At 68.8% G+C, this 17,517-nt stretch carries 17 protein-coding genes; 7 read left to right on the top strand and 10 right to left on the bottom strand.

Annotation, left to right across the window (positions count from 1 at the left end; all coding sequences use genetic code 11):
• Nucleotides 1–29 precede the first annotated feature (29 nt).
• From nirD to K0H49_RS23915, 3 genes are all read right to left on the bottom strand, one after another.
• On the bottom strand, nt 30–434 hold the full coding sequence (gene nirD, locus K0H49_RS23925; RefSeq protein WP_219217921.1) for a nitrite reductase small subunit NirD: 405 nt from the start codon (nt 432–434) through the stop codon (nt 30–32).
• Nucleotides 435–447: 13 nt separating this feature from the next.
• Nucleotides 448–2,892: a nitrite reductase large subunit NirB gene (gene nirB, locus K0H49_RS23920; RefSeq protein ID WP_257625098.1), complete on the bottom strand. Its 2,445-nt coding sequence runs from the start codon at nt 2,890–2,892 to the stop codon at nt 448–450.
• Nucleotides 2,893–3,174: 282 nt separating this feature from the next.
• Nucleotides 3,175–4,152: a LysR family transcriptional regulator gene (locus K0H49_RS23915; RefSeq protein WP_219217919.1), complete on the bottom strand. Its 978-nt coding sequence runs from the start codon at nt 4,150–4,152 to the stop codon at nt 3,175–3,177.
• Nucleotides 4,153–4,240: 88 nt separating this feature from the next.
• On the opposite strand from K0H49_RS23915, the gene K0H49_RS23910 reads away from it, so the two are divergent.
• From K0H49_RS23910 to K0H49_RS23900, 3 genes are all read left to right on the top strand, one after another.
• The gene (locus K0H49_RS23910; protein ID WP_219217917.1) at nt 4,241–4,897 is read left to right on the top strand and encodes an RraA family protein; all 657 of its coding nucleotides are present in this window, start codon (nt 4,241–4,243) and stop codon (nt 4,895–4,897) included.
• Between the two features lie 63 nt (nt 4,898–4,960).
• Entirely contained in the window at nt 4,961–5,944 is a 984-nt protein-coding gene (locus tag K0H49_RS23905; RefSeq protein WP_219217915.1) for a Bug family tripartite tricarboxylate transporter substrate binding protein, read from the top strand.
• Nucleotides 5,945–5,946: 2 nt separating this feature from the next.
• The gene (locus tag K0H49_RS23900) at nt 5,947–6,594 is read left to right on the top strand and encodes an RraA family protein (RefSeq protein WP_219217913.1); all 648 of its coding nucleotides are present in this window, start codon (nt 5,947–5,949) and stop codon (nt 6,592–6,594) included.
• 13 nt (nt 6,595–6,607) lie between these two features.
• On the opposite strand, the gene K0H49_RS23895 is transcribed toward K0H49_RS23900, so the two are convergent.
• From K0H49_RS23895 to K0H49_RS23880, 4 genes are all read right to left on the bottom strand, one after another.
• Nucleotides 6,608–7,420 carry an ABC transporter ATP-binding protein gene (locus K0H49_RS23895; RefSeq protein WP_219217911.1) on the bottom strand — a complete coding sequence of 271 codons (813 nt, stop codon included), beginning with the start codon at nt 7,418–7,420 and terminating at the stop codon, nt 6,608–6,610.
• Nucleotides 7,417–8,340 carry a nitrate ABC transporter permease gene (gene ntrB / locus K0H49_RS23890; protein WP_219217909.1) on the bottom strand — a complete coding sequence of 308 codons (924 nt, stop codon included), beginning with the start codon at nt 8,338–8,340 and terminating at the stop codon, nt 7,417–7,419. The genes K0H49_RS23895 and ntrB overlap by 4 nt, the downstream gene beginning before the upstream one ends.
• Nucleotides 8,341–8,350: 10 nt before the next feature.
• Nucleotides 8,351–9,595 (bottom strand): CmpA/NrtA family ABC transporter substrate-binding protein, encoded by a 1,245-nt coding sequence (locus K0H49_RS23885; RefSeq protein ID WP_219217907.1) that lies wholly within the window; start codon nt 9,593–9,595, stop codon nt 8,351–8,353.
• A gap of 298 nt (nt 9,596–9,893) precedes the next feature.
• Entirely contained in the window at nt 9,894–11,159 is a 1,266-nt protein-coding gene (locus K0H49_RS23880) for a nitrate- and nitrite sensing domain-containing protein (RefSeq protein ID WP_219217905.1), read from the bottom strand.
• A 92-nt stretch (nt 11,160–11,251) separates the two neighbouring features.
• Between K0H49_RS23880 and tsaD the strand changes: the two genes are divergently transcribed.
• A complete protein-coding gene (tsaD, locus tag K0H49_RS23875) occupies nt 11,252–12,307 on the top strand; it encodes a tRNA (adenosine(37)-N6)-threonylcarbamoyltransferase complex transferase subunit TsaD (protein ID WP_219217904.1) in 1,056 nt (351 codons plus the stop codon).
• 41 nt (nt 12,308–12,348) lie between these two features.
• Here the strand turns inward: tsaD and K0H49_RS23870 are convergent, their stop codons facing one another.
• The 3 genes from K0H49_RS23870 to K0H49_RS23860 all read right to left on the bottom strand — a co-directional run bounded on the left by K0H49_RS23870 (nt 12,349) and on the right by K0H49_RS23860 (nt 14,325).
• A complete protein-coding gene (locus K0H49_RS23870; RefSeq protein ID WP_219217902.1) occupies nt 12,349–12,945 on the bottom strand; it encodes a phospholipase D family nuclease in 597 nt (198 codons plus the stop codon).
• A 76-nt stretch (nt 12,946–13,021) separates the two neighbouring features.
• The gene (locus tag K0H49_RS23865; protein ID WP_374122407.1) at nt 13,022–13,615 is read right to left on the bottom strand and encodes an alpha/beta hydrolase; all 594 of its coding nucleotides are present in this window, start codon (nt 13,613–13,615) and stop codon (nt 13,022–13,024) included.
• Between the two features lie 335 nt (nt 13,616–13,950).
• Nucleotides 13,951–14,325, bottom strand: a complete 375-nt coding sequence (locus K0H49_RS23860) for an Hsp20/alpha crystallin family protein (RefSeq protein ID WP_219217897.1) — start codon at nt 14,323–14,325, stop codon at nt 13,951–13,953.
• Nucleotides 14,326–14,440: 115 nt separating this feature from the next.
• Between K0H49_RS23860 and K0H49_RS23855 the strand changes: the two genes are divergently transcribed.
• The 3 genes from K0H49_RS23855 (at nt 14,441) to rpsO (ending at nt 17,435) form a co-directional block, all read left to right on the top strand.
• Nucleotides 14,441–15,724: a branched-chain amino acid ABC transporter substrate-binding protein gene (locus tag K0H49_RS23855; protein WP_219217895.1), complete on the top strand. Its 1,284-nt coding sequence runs from the start codon at nt 14,441–14,443 to the stop codon at nt 15,722–15,724.
• Between the two features lie 19 nt (nt 15,725–15,743).
• Nucleotides 15,744–16,910 carry a pyridoxal phosphate-dependent aminotransferase gene (locus K0H49_RS23850; protein ID WP_219217893.1) on the top strand — a complete coding sequence of 389 codons (1,167 nt, stop codon included), beginning with the start codon at nt 15,744–15,746 and terminating at the stop codon, nt 16,908–16,910.
• A 258-nt stretch (nt 16,911–17,168) separates the two neighbouring features.
• Nucleotides 17,169–17,435 carry a 30S ribosomal protein S15 gene (gene rpsO / locus K0H49_RS23845; RefSeq protein ID WP_183026594.1) on the top strand — a complete coding sequence of 89 codons (267 nt, stop codon included), beginning with the start codon at nt 17,169–17,171 and terminating at the stop codon, nt 17,433–17,435.
• Nucleotides 17,436–17,517 lie beyond the last annotated feature (82 nt).

The following is a 17,517-nucleotide window of genomic DNA, read 5'->3' as shown; positions in this document are numbered from 1 at the left end:
GCGATGGCTGTGTGCACGCTGCCCTCTCCCTAGTCCTCTCCCGCGAGCGGGAGAGGGATCGGGGACAAGACCTTGGGGCCCGCGACCGGGCGGAGCAGGTCGATGGCACGCGTGGCCAGCTCGCCCGCATCGAGGTGCACCGCGCCGTTCTCCACCTTCACCGCGAACGTCGGCACGCAGCCTTCGTCTGGCGACTTCGCGCAGCCGTCGTCCAGGCCGATCGCCCAGTTGTGCAGCGGGCAGGCCACGCTGGTGCCGAACACGATGCCCTGGCTCAGCGGGCCACCCTTGTGCGGGCAGCGGTCGAGCAGCGCGAACACCTGGTCCTGGCTGTTGCGGAACACCGCCACGGCCACGCCCGCCGGGCGTGCCACGCGGCGCGCGCCCAGCACCGGGATGTCCTCGACGCGGCAGATGACTTTCCATTCGCTCATGTGCGCGCTCCCTTCAGGCCGCGAGCGGTGTGAACTGCCGCACGTCGACCGCCGCCTGCACCGACGCGAACCAGGGATCGGGCTCGCCGTCGAGCGCGAACTGCAGGCGCTCCCACAGCGCCTTGCGGCCGGCCTCGTCCTGCAGGATGCGTCGCTTCACGTAGTCCAGCCCGACCCGGCCGATGTAGTGCACCGTGCGCTCGAGGTACCAGCCTTCGCTGCGGTAGAGCTCGAGGAAGGCGCCGGTGTACTCCATCACCTCCTCGGCGGTCTTCACCTTCACGAGGAACTGCGCCACCTCGGTCTTGATGCCGCCGTTGCCGCCCACGTAGAGCTCCCAGCCCGAGTCCACGCCGATCACGCCGACGTCCTTGATGCCGGCCTCGGCGCAGTTGCGCGGGCAGCCCGAGACGGCCAGCTTGACCTTGTGCGGCGAGTACATGGCCCACAGCGCGCGCTCCAGGTCCTTGCCCATCTGCGTGCTGTCCTGCGTGCCGAAGCGGCACCACTCGCTGCCCACGCAGGTCTTCACCGTGCGCAGCGACTTGCCGTAGGCGAAGCCGCTGGGCATGCCGATGTCCTGCCACACGGCCTGCAGGTCTTCCTTCTTCACGCCCAGCAGGTCGATGCGCTGGCCGCCCGTGACCTTGACCGTCGGGATCTTGTACTTGTCGGCCGCGTCCGCGATGCGGCGCAGTTCGTCGGGCGTGGTGTGGCCGCCCCACATGCGCGGGATCACCGAGTAGGTGCCGTCCTTCTGGATGTTCGCGTGGCTGCGTTCGTTGACCAGGCGGCTCTGCGGGTCGTCCTTGGCCTCCTTGGGCCAGGTACTGATCAGGTAGTAGTTGATTGCCGGGCGGCAGGTGGCGCAGCCGTCGGGTGTGCGCCAGCCCAGGCCGCGGTAGACCGCGTCGTGCGTCAGGTACTTCTGCGTTCGGATCGCCTCGCGCACGTCCTGGTGGTTGGCGTCGGTGCAGCCGCAGACGGGCTTCTTCTTCGGCGTTGCCGAGTAGTCGCCACCGGCGGTGAACATCAGGATCTGCTCGACCAGCCCGGTGCACGAGCCGCAGCTCGCGCTGGCCTTGGTGTGCTTCTTCACCTCGTCGAGCGTGAACAGGCCCTTGTCCTTGATCGCCTTGCAGATGGTGCCCTTGGTCACGCCGTTGCAGCCGCAAACCTCGGCGGCGTCGGGCATGGTGGCGGCGCTGCTGTGGCCCTCGTGGCCGGTGTCGCCGATGTTCGATTCGCCGAACATCAGCTTGTCGCGGATGTCGCGCACGTCGCGGCCGTCGCGCAGCAGCTTGAAGTACCAGCTGCCGTCCACCGTGTCGCCGTAGAGGCAGGCGCCGATCAGCTTGCCGTCCTTGATCACCAGCTTCTTGTAGACGCCGCCGAAGGGGTCGCTCATCACGATTTCCTCGGCGCCTTCGCCGCCCATGAAGTCGCCCGCGCTGAACAGGTCGATGCCCGTCACCTTGAGCTTGGTCGAGGTGAGCGAGCCCAGGTAGCGGCTGTAGCCCATCTCGGCCAGGTGGTTGGCCGCCACGCGCGCCTGCTCGAACAGCGGCGCGACCAGGCCGTAGGCGATGCCGCGGTGCGCCGCGCATTCACCCACCGCGTAGATGCGCGCGTCGGTCACGGTCTGCAGCGTGTCGGTCACGACGATGCCGCGCTGGCAGTGCAGGCGCATCGATTCGGCCAGCCGCACGTTGGGGCGGATGCCCACGGCCATCACCACCAGGTCGGCCGGCTCCTCGGCGCCGTCCTGGAAGCGGATCGCGCGCACCCGGCCCTCGGCGTCGCCCAGCAGTTCCTGCGTCTGCGCGCTGAGCCGGAACTTCAGGCCGCGGCGCTCCAGCGATTGGCGCAGCAGTCCGCCGGCCACCGCGTCGAGCTGGCGTTCCATCAGCCAGGCGTTGACGTGCACCACCGTCACCTGCATGCCGCGCAGCATCAGGCCGTTGGCCGCCTCCAGGCCCAGCAGGCCGCCGCCGATCACCACCGCATGGGTGTGCGTCGTTGCGGCGTCGATCATGGCCTGCGTGTCGGCGATGTCGCGGTAGGCGATCACGCCCGCCAGGTCCTTGCCCGGCACCGGCAGCATGAAGGGGTCGGAGCCGGTGCACAGCAGCAGGCGGTCGTAGGGCGCCTCGGTCCCGTCGTCGGCGCGCACGATGCGCTTCACGCGGTCGACCGCGACCACCTTGCGGCCCGCATGCACCGTGATGCGGTTCTCCTCGTACCACGACCACGGGTTGAGCACGATCTCGTCGAGCGTCTGTTCGCCCGCCAGCACCGGCGACAGCAGGATGCGGTTGTAGTTGGGGTGCGGCTCGGCGCCGAACACCGTGATGTCGTAGAGCGCCGGATCGATCCTGATCAGCTCCTCGAGCGTGCGCACGCCGGCCATCCCGTTGCCGACCAGCACCAGCTTCTGCTTCTTCACGCGCATGTCCATGGGGCCTCCATCGCCTGTCCTGAAAACAAAAAAGGCGTCCGCACCACCTGTCCGGCCCGGGGCCGGAAAAGTCATGCGGACGCCTTTGTCCTGTGGGTCCCCCGCAGCGCCATTGCCGCAGGAGAACCGTCGCGACGAATCATGCAAGACCTGTGCCATGCGTGCGCCCTGGCCGGCGGCCATCGGGCGCGCCGGGCGCCTTGCGCTGGTGCGCCTGCGCGCGTGCCTGGTGCGTCGGTGGCGCACCGGAACCGGGCCCGCCGGCCGAGGGACGCAGCCGCCTCAGGAAGCTGGCCGCCGGCCGGCGCGCTTCGCCACCCGCGCCGGCGTCGAGGCCATCACAGGCGCGGCGGAGGTCGCGAGGCCCAGCTGGACCGCGGCTTCCTCCAGCAGCGCGACGAAGGGGTCGACGAAGGCATTGCGGCCCAGGTCCGGCATCAACGCGACCACGGTCGTGGTGGCGTCCAGGCCTTCGACGGCGTGCAATGCCACGTCCTGGCGTGCGTTCAGCGCGACCGACGCACCGACCAGCGTGACGCCCAGTCCTGCCGCGACCAGCCCCAGCGCGGTATGGATCTCCATCGCTTCGTGCTGCACGGTCAGCGGCGAGCCGCGCTGTTCGGCTGCGGCCAGCACCTGGGCCGCGTAGCGGGTCTTGGGGTCCCGCGGATAGCTGATGAAGGGGTAGCGCGCCAGTTCGGCCAGGGTCAGGGGGGCGCGCGCATCGGCCCGGATGCCGATGGGCAGGGCCGCGAGCAGGGGCTCCTCGAACAGCGTGCACATGCTGAAGCCGGGCGGCGGCGGGACCGGCTCGATGAAGCGGGCGATGCCCAGGTGCACCTTGCCGTTTTCCATCTGGGCGGGCTGGTGTTCGGCCAGCAGTTCGACCATCTCCAGCCGCACATCGGGAAAGGCCTCGCGGAAGCGGCGCACCGCCACCGGCAGCACCGAGAGCATCACCGAGCGGGTGAAGCCCACGCCCAGCCAGCCCTGCCGGGCCGACGCCACGCGGCGGGCGTCGCCTTCGAGGCGGCGCGTCTGGGCCAGCAGCTCCTGCGCGCGCGGCAGCAGGAACTTGCCCAGTGGCGTGAGCGGCATCGGGCGCGTGCTGCGGTCGAACAGCTGGCCGCCCAGGTCCGCCTCGAGCTGGGACACGCTCATGCTGATGGCGGTCGGGGCCACGAAGAGGCGCTGGGCCGCCTGGACGGCGGAGCCGCCCTCGGCCATTTCGCAGAAGTACTGAAGTTGGCGTAAGTTCATTTTTATTGAGCATATAGCCAAAATTCGCTGCTTTGTTCTGGATTTATGCAGATCTAGACTCATCGGCATGCAAGAACCCGTCCTCTCCATGCCAGCGTCCGCCGACGACGCGGCCCGTTCGCTCACCACCGCTGAAATCTCCGATGCGCTCGATGCACTGCGGCTCCCGGGCAGCGCCCTGGGCATCCGCCACGTGGCCGGCGCCAGGAAACTGATGGGCCCGGCCTTCACGGTCCGGCTGGTGCCGATCTCGCAGGACGCGCCAGGCACCGTGGGCGACTTCATCGACGACGTGCCGCCGGGCGCGGTGGTCGTGGTGGACAACGGCGGCCGCCCGGACTGCACCGTCTGGGGCGGCATCCTGAGCCAGGTGGCGGCCCGGCGCGGCGTGGGCGGCACGGTCGTCTACGGTGCCTGCCGCGACATCGCCGAAGCCGACGCGGCCGGCTATGCGCTCTACGCCTCGGCCTCCTTCATGCGCACCGGCAAGGACCGGGTGCAGGTGGAGGCGGTCAACGGACCGGTGTCCCTGGGCGACGTGCGCGTGATGCCCGGCGACCTGGTCTGCGGCGATGCCGACGGCGTGGTCGTCGTTCCGGCGTCGCGTGTGGAAGAGGTGCTGGCCAAGGCGCTGCACACGCGGGAGCGAGAGCAACGCATCCTGGACGCGGCACTGGACGGCGTGCCCCTGCGGGAGGCGCGCCGGCAGTTCGGCTACCACACGCTGCAGCGGCCCGGCCACTGAGCGCACGCCCGACCCCGCGGCGCAGGGCGGGCCGATCGACATCCACCCCAGAGACAAAACACCATGACCGTTCGCAAGTTCGCCTTCCGCCTCGCGCATGCCGCCGCGGCGCTCACCCTGGTTGCCAGCGCCCACGCGGCCGGCGCGCCCTTCCCGTGCAAGACCGTCACGCTGGTCTCGCCTTACCCGCCCGGCGGCACCACCGACATCCTGGCCCGCCTCGTCGCGCCCGGCATGGCGACCGCGCTGGGCGCGACCGTGATCGTCGACAACCGGGGCGGCGCCAGCAGCAACATCGGCACCGAGTTCGTGGCGCGCGCGCAGCCCGACGGCTGCACCGCGCTGCTGGGCAACAACACGGGCGTGGTCATCAACCGCACCCTCTACGAGCTGCGCCTGGACCCGGTCAAGGCGCTGGTGGGCGTGGGAGCGGTGGCCTCGGTGCCGCTGCTGCTCTACGTCAACAGCGCGCGGGTGCCGGCCAGGGACCTGGGGGCGCTGGTGAAGCTGGTGCAGGCCGCGCCCGGCAAGTACGCCTATGCATCGGGCGGCGCGGGCAGCCCGCAGCACCTGGCGGGCGAACTGCTCAAGACCGACCGCCAGCTGGACCTGCTGCACGTGCCCTACCGCGGGCAGGGGCCGGCCATGACGGACGTGCTGTCGGGCCAGGTCTCGATGGCCTTCGAGACCACCACGGCGCTGGGGCCGCACCTGTCCGGTGGCCGCGTGCACGTGCTGGCGACCACGGCGGCCAAGCGGGTCGACGGATTGCCCGATGTGCCGACCATGAAGGAGGCGGGCTTCGACGACTTCGTGATCGAGAACTGGTATGGCGTGCTGGTGCCGTCGAAGACGCCCGCACCGGTGGTGCAGCGGCTCAACGAGGCGCTGAACCAGGCCCTGCGCGCGCCCTCGGTGGCGAAGAAGCTCAAGGACATGGGCTCGACCGACGTCAGCGGCAGCGTCGAGGCATTCAACGGATTCATCCAGAAGGAAGTCCCTTACTGGACGACGGTGGTCAAGCGTTCCGGCGCGAAGGTGGATTGAAGATGAACACGACATGCACGCCGGCCCAGTTCGACGCATTGCGCCGCCTGGGGGCCGCCACGGTGTACGAGGCGCAGGGCGCCAGGGGCGCCCTCGACAGCGGGCTGAAGCCGCTCGATCCGGGCAGCATCCTGGTGGGGCCGGCATTCACCGTCGACGCCCGGCCCGCCGACAACCTGATCCTGCATCTGGCGGTGCAGAAGGCCCGCCCCGGCGATGTGCTGGTGGTGGACGCCAAGGCTTTCATGGAGGCCGGTCCCTGGGGCGATGTCCTGACGCTGCAGGCCATGCACAAGGGGATTGCAGGCCTGGTCATCAGCGGCTGCGTCCGCGACGCCAGCGCCATCGTGGGCCTTGGCTTTCCGGTCTTCTGCCGCGGCCTGTCCATCAAGGGCACGGGCAAGAACCAGCCGGGTGTGCTGAACGCGCCGCTCGCCATCGGCGGCGGCGTGGTGCACCCGGGCGACATCGTGGTGGGCGACCGCGACGGCCTGGTCGTGGTGCCGCAGGACGAGGTGGCGGCAGCGCTGGCGAGCAGCCTGGCGCGCGAGGACAAGGAGCGGGCGCAGCGCCTGGCCATCGAGCGCGGCACCTCGACGATCGAGCTGCTGGGCCTGCAGCCGGCGCTGGACCGACTCGGCCTGTGCTAGGGGGGAGGGCTCGTCAGGCCGCCTTCTCGACGTGGCCCTGCCGCGTGTAGAGGAAGTCGATCACCGCCTTGCGGCAGTGCACGTAGTCGCGGTCTTCGGCGAGTTCGACGCGGTGGCGCGGGCGCGGCAGCTTCACCGGCAGCACCTCGCCGATGGTGGCCGCGGGGCCGTTGGTCATCATCACGATCCGGTCGGCCAGCAGCACCGCCTCGTCGACGTCGTGCGTGACCATCACCACCGTGCTCCGGGTCTTCTGCACGATCGCGAGCAGCTCGTCCTGCAGCCGCGCGCGGGTCAGCGCGTCGAGCGCGCCGAAGGGCTCGTCCATCAGCAGCACCTTGGGCTCCATCGCCAGCGCGCGCGCGATGCCCACGCGCTGCTTCATGCCGCCCGAGATCTCGCCGGGCCGCTTGTGGGTGGCGGGCGTGAGGCCCACCAGCGCCAGTGCGGCCTCGGTGCGGGCCTTGAGCTGGGCCTTCGATTCGGTGGCGGCGAACACCCGCTCCACGCCCAGGAAGATGTTCTCGTAGCAGCTGAGCCAGGGCAGCAGCGAGTGGTTCTGGAACACCACCGCGCGCTCGGGGCCCGGGCCGGTGATCTCCTTGTTGGCGCACAGCAGCGTGCCCTGCGTCGGCTGGGTGAGGCCGGCGATCAGGTTGAGCAGCGTCGACTTGCCGCAGCCCGAGTGGCCGATCAGCGCCACGAACTCGCCCTTGGCCACCGTCAGGTGGATGTCGCGCAGCGCCTGGAAGCTGCCCTTGGCCGTCTTGAAGGTCTGCCCGACGTCGCTGATCTCGATGAAGCGGCTGTTCTGCAGTTCGTTCATGACTTCACCTCCTCGAACGTGAACGCGGTGGCGACCTTGATCAGCGCGAACTCGAGCACCAGCCCGACCACGCCGATCACGAAGATCGCGATGATGATGTTGGCGACGTTGAGGTTGTTCCACTCGTCCCACACCCAGAAGCCGATGCCCACGCCGCCGGTCAGCATCTCGGCCGCGACGATCACCAGCCAGGCGGTGCCCACGGCCAGGCGCACGCCGGTCAGCATGTAGGGCAGCACGGCGGGGAACAGGATCCGGGTGAGGATCTTCCATTCGCTGAGGTTCAGCACGCGGGCCACGTTCATGTAGTCGCTGGGCACGCGCTGCACGCCGACCGCGGTGTTGATCACCATCGGCCAGATCGAGCAGATGAAGATGGTCCAGATCGCCGCCGGGTTGGCGCCCTTGAACACCAGCAGGCCGATCGGCAGCCAGGCCAGCGGCGAGACCGGCCGCAGCAGGCTGATCAGCGGGTTGAACATGCGCGCGAGGAACTCGAAACGGCCGATCGCGAAGCCTGCCGGAATGCCCACCAGCGCCGCCAGGCCGAAGCCCAGGGCCACGCGCTGCAGCGACGCCAGCACGTTCCAGCCCACGCCCTGGTCGTTCGGGCCCTTGCTGTAGAACGGGTCGGCGAAGACGGTCAACGCCTGCTTGCCTGTCACCAGCGGCGAGGGGAAGCCGGTGCTGCTGTTCATGGCGATCAGCTCCCAGACCAGCAACAGCAGGCCGAAGCCGACCAGCGGTGGCAGCACGCGCATCCAGAAGGCGCGCAGGTCGAGGGGCTTTCGTTCCTTCCTTGCAAGGGGCTGCGGAGGAGGGGCCGCTTCTGCGCGGGACACACCCTCACCCCGGCCCTCTCCCGCACGCGGGAGAGGGGGCGAGGCATCGAGCGGCGAATGAAAGACGGCACTGACCATGGTGTTCTCCTCAGGCATGCAACTTGAAGGATTCGGCGTACTTCTTCGGCTCCTTGCCGTCCCACACCACGCCGTCCATCAGCTTGCTGGTGCGCATGGGCGAGGCGGGCACGGGGGTCTTGCTGGCCGTGGCGGCCTGCTTGTAGATGTCGATGCGGTTGATCTCGGTGGCGACCTTGAGGTAGTCCGGGTGCTCCTTGAGCAGCCCCCAGCGCTTGTGCTGCGTGAGGAACCACATGCCGTCCGACAGGTAGGGGAAGTTCACCGCGCCGTCGTTGTAGAACTTCATGTGGTTCGGGTCGTCCCAGTTCCGGCCCATGCCGTTGGTGTAGCGGCCCAGGATGCGCTGGTTGATGGCGTCGACGCTGGTGTTGACGTAGCTCTTGTCGGCGATGGTCTCGGCCATCTTGTTCTTGTTCTGCAGGCCGGTGTCGATCCATTGGCCGGCCTCGAGGATGGCGGCGGTCACGGCGCGCGCGGTGTGGGGGTACTTCTTCACGAAGTCGGCGGTGCAGCCCAGCACCTTCTCGGGATGGTCCTTCCAGATGTCCTGGGTGGTGATGGCCGTGACCCCGATGCCGTCCATGATCGCGCGCTGGTTCCAGGGCTCGCCCACGCAGTAGCCGTCCATGTTGCCGATGCGCATGTTGGCCACCATCTGCGGAGGCGGCACCACGATGTTCTTCACGTCCTTGAAGGGGTCGATGCCGGCCGAAGCCAGCCAGTAGTAGAGCCACATCGCGTGGGTGCCGGTGGGGAAGGTCTGGGCGAAGGTGTAGTCGCCCTTTTCCTTGGCGATCAGCTTCGCGAGCGAGGGCGCATCGACCGCCCCCTTGTCGGCCAGCTTCTTCGACAGCGTAATCGCCTGGCCGTTGTTGTTCAGGGTCATGAGCACCGCCATGTCCTTCTTCGGCCCGCTCACGCCCAGGTGCACGCCGTAGACCAGGCCATAGAGCACATGGGCCATGTCGAGGTCGCCGTTGACCAGCTTGTCGCGCACGCCGGCCCAGCTGGCCTCCTTGCTCGGCACGATCTTCACGCCGTACTTCCTGTCGATGCCCAGCACCGAGGCCATCACCACGCTGGCGCAGTCGGTCAGCGGAATGAAGCCGATCTTGACTTCCTCCTTCTCGGGCTTGTCGGAGCCCTGGGCGTAGGCCAGCGCCCGCAGCGCCGGGTCGATGCCGGCGGCACCGAGGGCGGCGGCCTGCAGCACGCGGCGGCGGCTCAACTTCGTTTTCAGCAGATCGGACATGGGGCGGACTCCGGAAGGAAATGACGGGAACAGAAAACAAAAAAGGCGTCCGCATCGCGCAGGCAAGGCTCGAAGAACGAGCCCCTGCGGGATACGGACGCCTTTGTCCGGGGCGGTGGGTGGCATCCGCCGTTGGATGCCGCCTGCCTGAAGACCCGTGGGTCTGTGCCAGATGCGATGCAAAGGCCGTGCCAGGGCGCGGCGATGCATCGACTGTCGGGTCTACAGGGGAGAGCGGTGCCCTGGCATGGCTACCGATGCCCGGGCGGCAGGCACGCTTCCTGTGCGATGCACCAATTCAGGGGGCCTGCGGGCCTTCGAGGTACTCGGCCATCGACAGCACCGACTCGGCTACATCGATCAGCCGCCGTTTCTGGTTCATCGCGGTCTGGCGCAGCATCTTGTGCGCCTCTTCCTCGCTCAGGCGGCGGTGCGCCATCAGCAGGCCCTTGGCGCGCTCGATCACCTTGCGCTCGTTGAGCGAGGCGCGCACGGTGTCGAGTTCGTCGCTCATGGCCTGCAGCCGCTGCGACTGGTCCTGCACCATGTCGAGGATCGAGCGTTCGAGCTGGCGGCCATAGGGCGGCGCGCCTTCGGACGCGCCGGCCGCCGGCTCGTCGAAGAAGGCGGTCGACGGCAAGGGGGGTTCTGTCGAGAGCTGCGCCTGCAGCAGCTCGTGGGCCGCCAGTTCAGCGCGCGCACGCGCGGTCTTGGCATCGCACAGCTGGTGCAGGTCGGCGGTCAGCCGCTCTTCGACGGTCTGCATGGCGTCGATGCGCCGCGTGCAGCAGTCGAACCAGACGGCGCTGAGTTCCGGGTCCAGCCGCGTGCCGGGCGGGGCCGCGCACGCGATGCGACGCAGCCGCTCGAGTTCGGCGGTCTGCGCGGGCTGCAGGCCGGCCAGCCATTCGGCTTCGAGTGCCGGGCCGGCGAAGCCGGAGAACACCTGGAAGCAGCGTTCCTGCGAATCGATCAGGTGCAGCCAGCGCTGTTGCCGCTCGGCGTCATTGCGGCCCGAGGCGAAGGCGGCGCTGCCGCAGGCGCGCTCCTGACCCGCGAACTCCTTGCCCTGCATGAAGTTGAACAGGGCCGCGAGCAGGCGCGAGACCTCCGGGTCGGTGGCGCCGTCGGCCGCTTCGAAGACCACACCCAGCAGGCCGGCCACGAGCTTGACGAAGGCGGCCGTGGCCTGCTCCGGCGGCAGTTGCAGGCCGCCGATGCGCCGGCGCAGGTCGGGCAGGGCGTCGAGCCCGGGCAGCACGGCGGCGATGCGGCTGAACAGGCGCGCGCCGTTGCCGAGGCGGCGCGGATCGGCTTCGAGCAGGTCGAAGCAGGCGCGCACCTGCTGTTCCAGCCGTCGGCATTCGGCCACCTGGGCCGCCAGTTCGCCGGCGAAACGGCGCCCGCCCGAGCCCAGCAGCACGTTGGACAGGCCGCGCTCGCGCTGCAGCGCATGCACCAGCCGCGCGATGGTCGTCACCAGCGCGCTGGTGCGGCCCAACTGGTCGAGCGCATCGATTTCGCACCGCAGGGCGGCAATCAAGAAATTCAGTCCGGAGGTCATCGTGGGCAGGGCCTGGGCGGTCGCGGGGGTGTCCCGCAAGGGCATGCAGCAACAACCGTGCCTCGGAGGCGGGCGCCACCTACACTCGACCCATGCTCGTACTTGGAATCGAATCGTCCTGCGACGAAACCGGCGTGGCGCTGGTGGAGACGCAGGGAGCCGCACTGCCGCGCCTGTGTGCCCACGCGCTGCACAGCCAGATCACCATGCACCAGGCCTACGGCGGCGTGGTGCCCGAACTCGCCAGCCGCGACCACATCCGCCGCGTGCTGCCGCTGGCGCAGAGCGTGTTCGACGAAGCCGGCAAGCGGCTGGCCGACGTCGACGTGGTGGCCTACACCCGCGGTCCCGGCCTGGCGGGTGCGCTGCTGGTCGGCGCGGGCGTGGCTTGCGCGCTGGGCGCGGCGCTGGGCAAGCCGGTGCTGGGCGTGCATCACCTCGAGGGCCACCTGCTCTCGCCCTTCCTGAGCGCCGATGCGCCCGAATTCCCCTTCGTGGCCCTGCTGGTGTCGGGCGGCCATACCCAGCTGATGCGGGTCGACGGCGTCGGCCGCTACGAGATGCTGGGCGAAACCATCGACGACGCGGCCGGCGAGGCCTTCGACAAGTCGGCCAAGCTCATGGGCCTGCCCTACCCGGGCGGTCCCTGGCTGGCGAAGCTGGCGGAGCAGGGCGATCCGGCGGCGTTCAAGCTGCCGCGGCCGCTGCTGCACAGCGGCGACCTCGACTTCTCCTTTGCCGGCCTCAAGACCGCGGTCATGACGCAGGCACGCAAGCTCGGCGACGATCTCGAGGGCCGCAAGGCCGACCTGGCCGCGGCGACACAGGCGGCCATCGTCGAGGTGCTGTTGAAGAAGAGCATGACGGCGCTGACGCAGACCGGCCTCAAGCGGCTGGTGGTGGCCGGCGGCGTGGGTGCCAACCGCGACCTGCGCACGCAGCTCGACGCGGCCTGCGCCAGGCGTGGCGTGCGCGTGCACTACCCCGAACTGCACCTGTGCACCGACAACGGCGCGATGATCGCGATGGCCGCGGCCATGCGGCTGCAGGCCGGCATGCAGCAGCCGACCGAGGTCTATGCCTTCGACGTCAAGCCGCGCTGGCCGCTCGACAGCCTGGTGCGGGCGCCCGAAGACGCGCTGGCCTGAGCGCGCGGGCCCGAGCTTGCGGGCCGACACTGCCGGCCTCGTCAAGGCCTGGCTTCGCCTGCCGCGCCGCCGCGCGCATCGAAGGTCATGCCGGGCCGGTAGCGCTCGGATTCGTCCTGCAGCCGCTCGAACGCCTGCGCGTAGGTGGCCGCGAGCTGCGGCCAGCGCCGGAACAGGTTGAAGTTCTCGGCGTTCTGCTGGGCGCCCGCACGCGTGAAGTTCATCGAACCGAAGCCCACGGTGTCGGCGTCGATCAGCAGGAACTTGTGGTGCATGACGGGGTAGCGCGCGTTGATCCACAGCGGCACGCCCTGGTTGTGGAAGTAGGTGGCGCTCGAGTACCTGAGCGTGGCCTGCGAGCTGTCGAGCACCACCCGCACGTCGAGGCCGCGCGCATGGGCCTGGTCCAGCGCCTTGGCAAGGGTCGAGGAGGTGAAGTAATAGCCCGCGACCCAGACCCGTCGGCGCGCCTCGCCCACGGCGCGCGCAATGGCACGGTCGGTCCCGGCGTCGGGCGAGAAGAAGACTTCGGCGGTGGCGCCGGAGGAGGGCGCGGGCAGCACGATCGCGATGCCTTCGGCATGCACGGGCACAGCCAACGCCGCGACGAGAAGGGCGAGGCCCTGGAGGCGCTTCATGGGGTGGCTCCCTGAAAGATGCGGCAGCACCCCGGTGCCGCCCGGCGCCCATTGTGGGGCCGCGCTCGCCGGGAACTCAGGCGCAGGCGAGCAGCGCTTCGGCCTCTTCGTGCCTGGGCAGTGGCAGCACGTCGAGCATGCTGCGCCACAGCCGTGACCACTGCGGCCAGTCGTGCCCGCCTTCGGTGGTGAACACATGGCCCGGCGGCAGCACTTCGGCCAGCAGCTGGTGGTTGGGGGCGAAACGGTCGGCCAGGCCGTAACCCAGATAGAGCGGCGGCAGGGTGGCGGCCTGCTCGGGGGACGCATACTGCTGCAGCCAGGGCCAGAGCTTGCGGTCGACTTCGTCGTCGGACGGGGATTCTGGCGCCTGCCACGCGCGCAGTCCGCCAGCCTTCTGGATCTCGGCACCGACGGGGCGGCGGCCCAGGTAGGGCGCCAGCACCACAATGCCGTCGACCAGGCCGGGCCGGCTCAGTTCGTGGGTCAGCGCCCCGAAGCCGCCAATCGAGATGCCGACCAGCCAGATCTTGCTGTAGCCGCCCTGGCGCGCCGGCGTCAGCACGTCGTCGTGCACACGCTGTACGAAGCTCTGGTCGTAGTAGTAGGAGACATTGGCATCGACCAGCATCACATCGGCGGCCACATCGTGACCGCGCACGGCACTCACGAAACCCTCTCGCTCGAACGCCTCGGGTTGGAGGAAGGCGCCTGGCAGAAACACGAGGAGCGTGTCCGAACGGGTGCCCGGGCGGGCGGCATGCAAATGTGTGTCCAACAGTGTCCCCTTGAGGTCGAGAACCTGCTGAAGAGAGACGTCAGCGCAGCCGCGACTTCAAAATAAGAAAAAAGTTCTATAAAACAAGCACATAGCGCGATGTTTTACATTCATTTCACATTGAAGCATAAAAAAAAGACCGCGAATTGCGGTCTTTTTGGCGGATCGGCTGAACTGCTGCTTCCGGTGGCGCCCTGAATGCGCGTCCGGAAGGCAGGGAAACCGGGTCAGTTGATGGTCAGGCTGTGGACGTTGCTGACCGGCGCCAGCTTGCCGAGCTTGAGCGAGAGCACGCCATTTTCGAGCTTGGCTTCGCTGGTGGCGGCGTCGATGGCCTGCGGCAGTTCATAGGCTGCCTTGAACTGGCGCTTGGCTTCGGCCTTGCTCTCGATGCGGACCACCGAGGCCTCGATGCCGATGCTGAGCTCGTCGCGCGACAGGCCGGGCACGTCGAGCGTGAGGGTCCAGCTGGTGTCGTCCTGCTCGACGTGGAGCGATCGTTGCGGGCCGCTCACGAGGGCGTCGTTGACGAAGCGTTCGAAGTTGCGATCGAGGCTGCGCGGAACGAAGCGGGCGGTGCGGACGGCGGGTGCGAAGAACATGGTGAAACTCCTGATGTACACGACGGGACAAGAAGGTGTGTCCCTTACACTGCGCGGCCTTTACATGAGTGCCGCTTGCTCCCCATCTAGGCATGGGCCCAGGCCTTTCAAGAGAATGCATCAGAGCTTTATTTGGCGTCGCCAGGCCTTGAAATTCGCTGCGTCGGCGCTATGCGCGGCAGCCCTGCCGTCGGTGGCCAGGAGCGCGCCGGCGGGCCCGATCCGGCTGGCGCTGATCGAGAGCATGAGCGGCCCTTTTGCCAACACCGGCGAGGCCGTGTTCCGCAACCTGCTCTGGGCCGTCGAACGCGTGAATGCCCGGGGCGGCGTCAAGCTGCCGGGCGGTTCGCGCCGGCTGGAGCTGGTGCGCTACGACAGCAAGGGGCAGAACGAGGAGGCCCTGTCGGCACTGCGCGCCGCGATGGACGATGGCGCGCGCATCGTGCTGCAGGGTAACTCCTCGGCCACCGCCGCGGCGCTGCTGGACGCCATCGACAAGAACAACGAGCGCGACCCGCAGCGGCGCGTGCTCTTCCTCAACTACTCGGCCGTCGATCCGGTGCTGACCAACGAGCGCTGCAGCTTCTGGCACTTCCGCTTCGACGCCCATGCCGACATGCGCGTGACGGCGCTGATGGACGTGGTGAAGGACGAGGCTTCGCTCCAGCGCGTCTACCTGATCGGCCAGGACTACAGCTTCGGCCGCGCGGTGCTGCGCGAATCCAGGCGCCAGCTCGGCGTGCTGCGCCCGGACGTGCAGATCGTGGGCGACGAACTCCATCCGATGGGCCGCGTGAAGGACTTCGCGCCCTATGCCAGCAAGATCATCGCCAGCGGCGCGCAGGCGGTGGTCACCGGCAACTGGGGCAACGACCTCACGCTGCTGGTCAAGGCGGCGCGCGAAGCGGGTTTCAACGGCAGCTTCTACACCTTCTACGGCAATGCGCTGGGCGCACCCGCGGCCATCGGTGAGGCCGGCATCGGCCGCGTGATCGCGGTCGCCGACTGGCTGCCGAACGTGCAGACCGCGGCCTCCGAGGATTTCTACCGCGCCTTCCGCGCGCGCTTCCCCAAGCCGTCCGAGGACTACGTGCACATGCGCATGCAGTTGGTGATCGAGGCGCTGGCGCAGTCCATCGAGCGCGCACGCAGTGTCGACACGGTCGCCGTGGCGCGTGCCATGGAGCGCGCCGACGTGTCGTTGGCCGGCCAGCGCGGCCGCATGCGCGCGTCCGACCACCAGTTCCAGCAGCAACTGGTGGTGGGCGTGATGGACCGCCAGGGTGCGCCCGGTGTCCAATTCGATGTCGAGGGTTCGGGCTACGGCTTCCGCGTGGTGAAGACCGTGTCCGCCGAACGGGCCGAGATGCCCACCACCTGCCAGATGCAACGGCCCTGAGGGCCAGGAGAAAGAAGCAATGCGCCAAGCCATCCATGACCTCGAAGCCTCCAAGATCCGCGAGGTCGCCAACGCCGGCATGGGCCGCGACGACGTGCTCGCCTTCTGGTTCGGCGAGAGCGACGAGGTCACGCCCGAGGTGGTGCGTCAGGCCGCGATCGAGTCGCTGCAGAAGGGCGAGACCTTCTATGCCCACAACCTGGGCCTGCCCGAACTGCGCGAGGCCATCGCGCGCTACACGAGCAGCCTGCATCCCGCAGTCGATGCCGCGCGCATCGCGGTCACCTCGGGCGGCGTCAGCGCCCTGATGCTGGCGGTGCAGGCGCTGGTCGATGCCGGCGACGAGGTGGTGGCGGTCACGCCCGTGTGGCCCAACCTGGTCGCGCAGCCCGCGATCATGGGAGCGACCGTGCGCACCGTGCCGCTCGAGCCGGTGGGCGGCGAGTGGACGCTCAACCTCGACACGCTGCGCGCCGCCATCACGCCACGCACGAAGCTGCTGATCGTCAATGCACCCAACAACCCGACCGGCTGGACGCTGACGCGCGCCGAGCAGGAAGCCATCCTGGCCCATTGCCGCGACACCGGCACCTGGATCCTGGCCGACGAGGTCTACGAGCGCCTGTACTTCGAGCCGACCGCCAAGGCCTGCGCGCCCAGCTTCCTGGACGTGTCGGTGCCCGACGACCGGCTGGTCGTGGCCCACAGCTTCTCCAAGAGCTTCCTCATGACCGGCTGGCGCCTGGGCTGGCTGGTGATGCCGCCGGCGATGGTCGAGGGCATGGGCAAGCTGATCGAGTTCAACACCTCCTGCACCAGCGTCTTCACGCAGCGCGCCGGCATCGCCGCCATCGAACACGGCCCCGACATCACGCCGCGCGTCGTGGCCCACCTCAAGGCCTGCCGCGACGTGCTGGTGCCCCTGCTCGCCGAGATCCCGGGCGTGCAGGTGGTCGCGGCCAAGGGCGGCATGTACGCCTTCTTCAAGCTCGACGGCTTCGACGATTCCCTGGCCGTCGCCAAGCGCCTGGTCACCGAAGCCGGCCTCGGCCTGGCCCCCGGCAACGCCTTCGCCCCCGAAGCCCAGGGCTGGCTGCGCTGGTGCTTCGCCTCCAAGGACCCCCAGCGCCTGGTCGAAGGCGTCGCCCGCCTCAAGACCTGGCTGCAAAAAAACCGCCCGCAATAGGCGAGCCGCCCCTTCGCGGGATGCCGCGGAACCGGCTTTGCCGGGCCGCAGGCATCGCCCCCGGAAGGGGGAGGGCGACGCGACACGCAGTGCGCGAGCCCCGGGGGAGAGCCAAGTTCTGGAGGGCAAGCGACACGAAGTGCGCGCCGCCTCGGGGGCGGGCTATAATCCCAGGGCTTTGCATGCCGCAAGGCGCACGGTGCGTGCAGTTCCAGCGCACACCGCAAGTCAAACATCCCGGAACACAAGGAAATCAACATGATCGCAGCCTCCATCAAGGCCGAAGTCGTCAAAGACAATGCCCGCGCCGCCAACGACACGGGCAGCCCGGAAGTGCAAGTTGCACTGCTGACCGCTCGCATCAACGAGCTGACCCCCCACTTCAAGACGCACGCCAAGGACCACCACGGTCGCCGCGGCCTGCTGCGCATGGTGAGCCGTCGCCGCAAGCTGCTGGACTACCTCAAGTCCCGCGATGCCGACCGCTACACCGCGCTGATCGCCAAGCTGGGTCTGCGCAAGTAATCCGGATCGCATGAAAAAAACGCCTGGGTTAGTCCGCTAGCTCAGGCGTTTTTTACTTCGCGTTTCAATCGGAGTGCCAAAA

Source organism: Variovorax boronicumulans (genome assembly GCF_019352895.1).
Taxonomy (GTDB): domain Bacteria; phylum Pseudomonadota; class Gammaproteobacteria; order Burkholderiales; family Burkholderiaceae_C; genus Variovorax; species Variovorax boronicumulans_A.
Note: the sequence above shows the minus strand (reverse complement) of the source record. Positions and strands in the feature narration are given on the sequence as shown.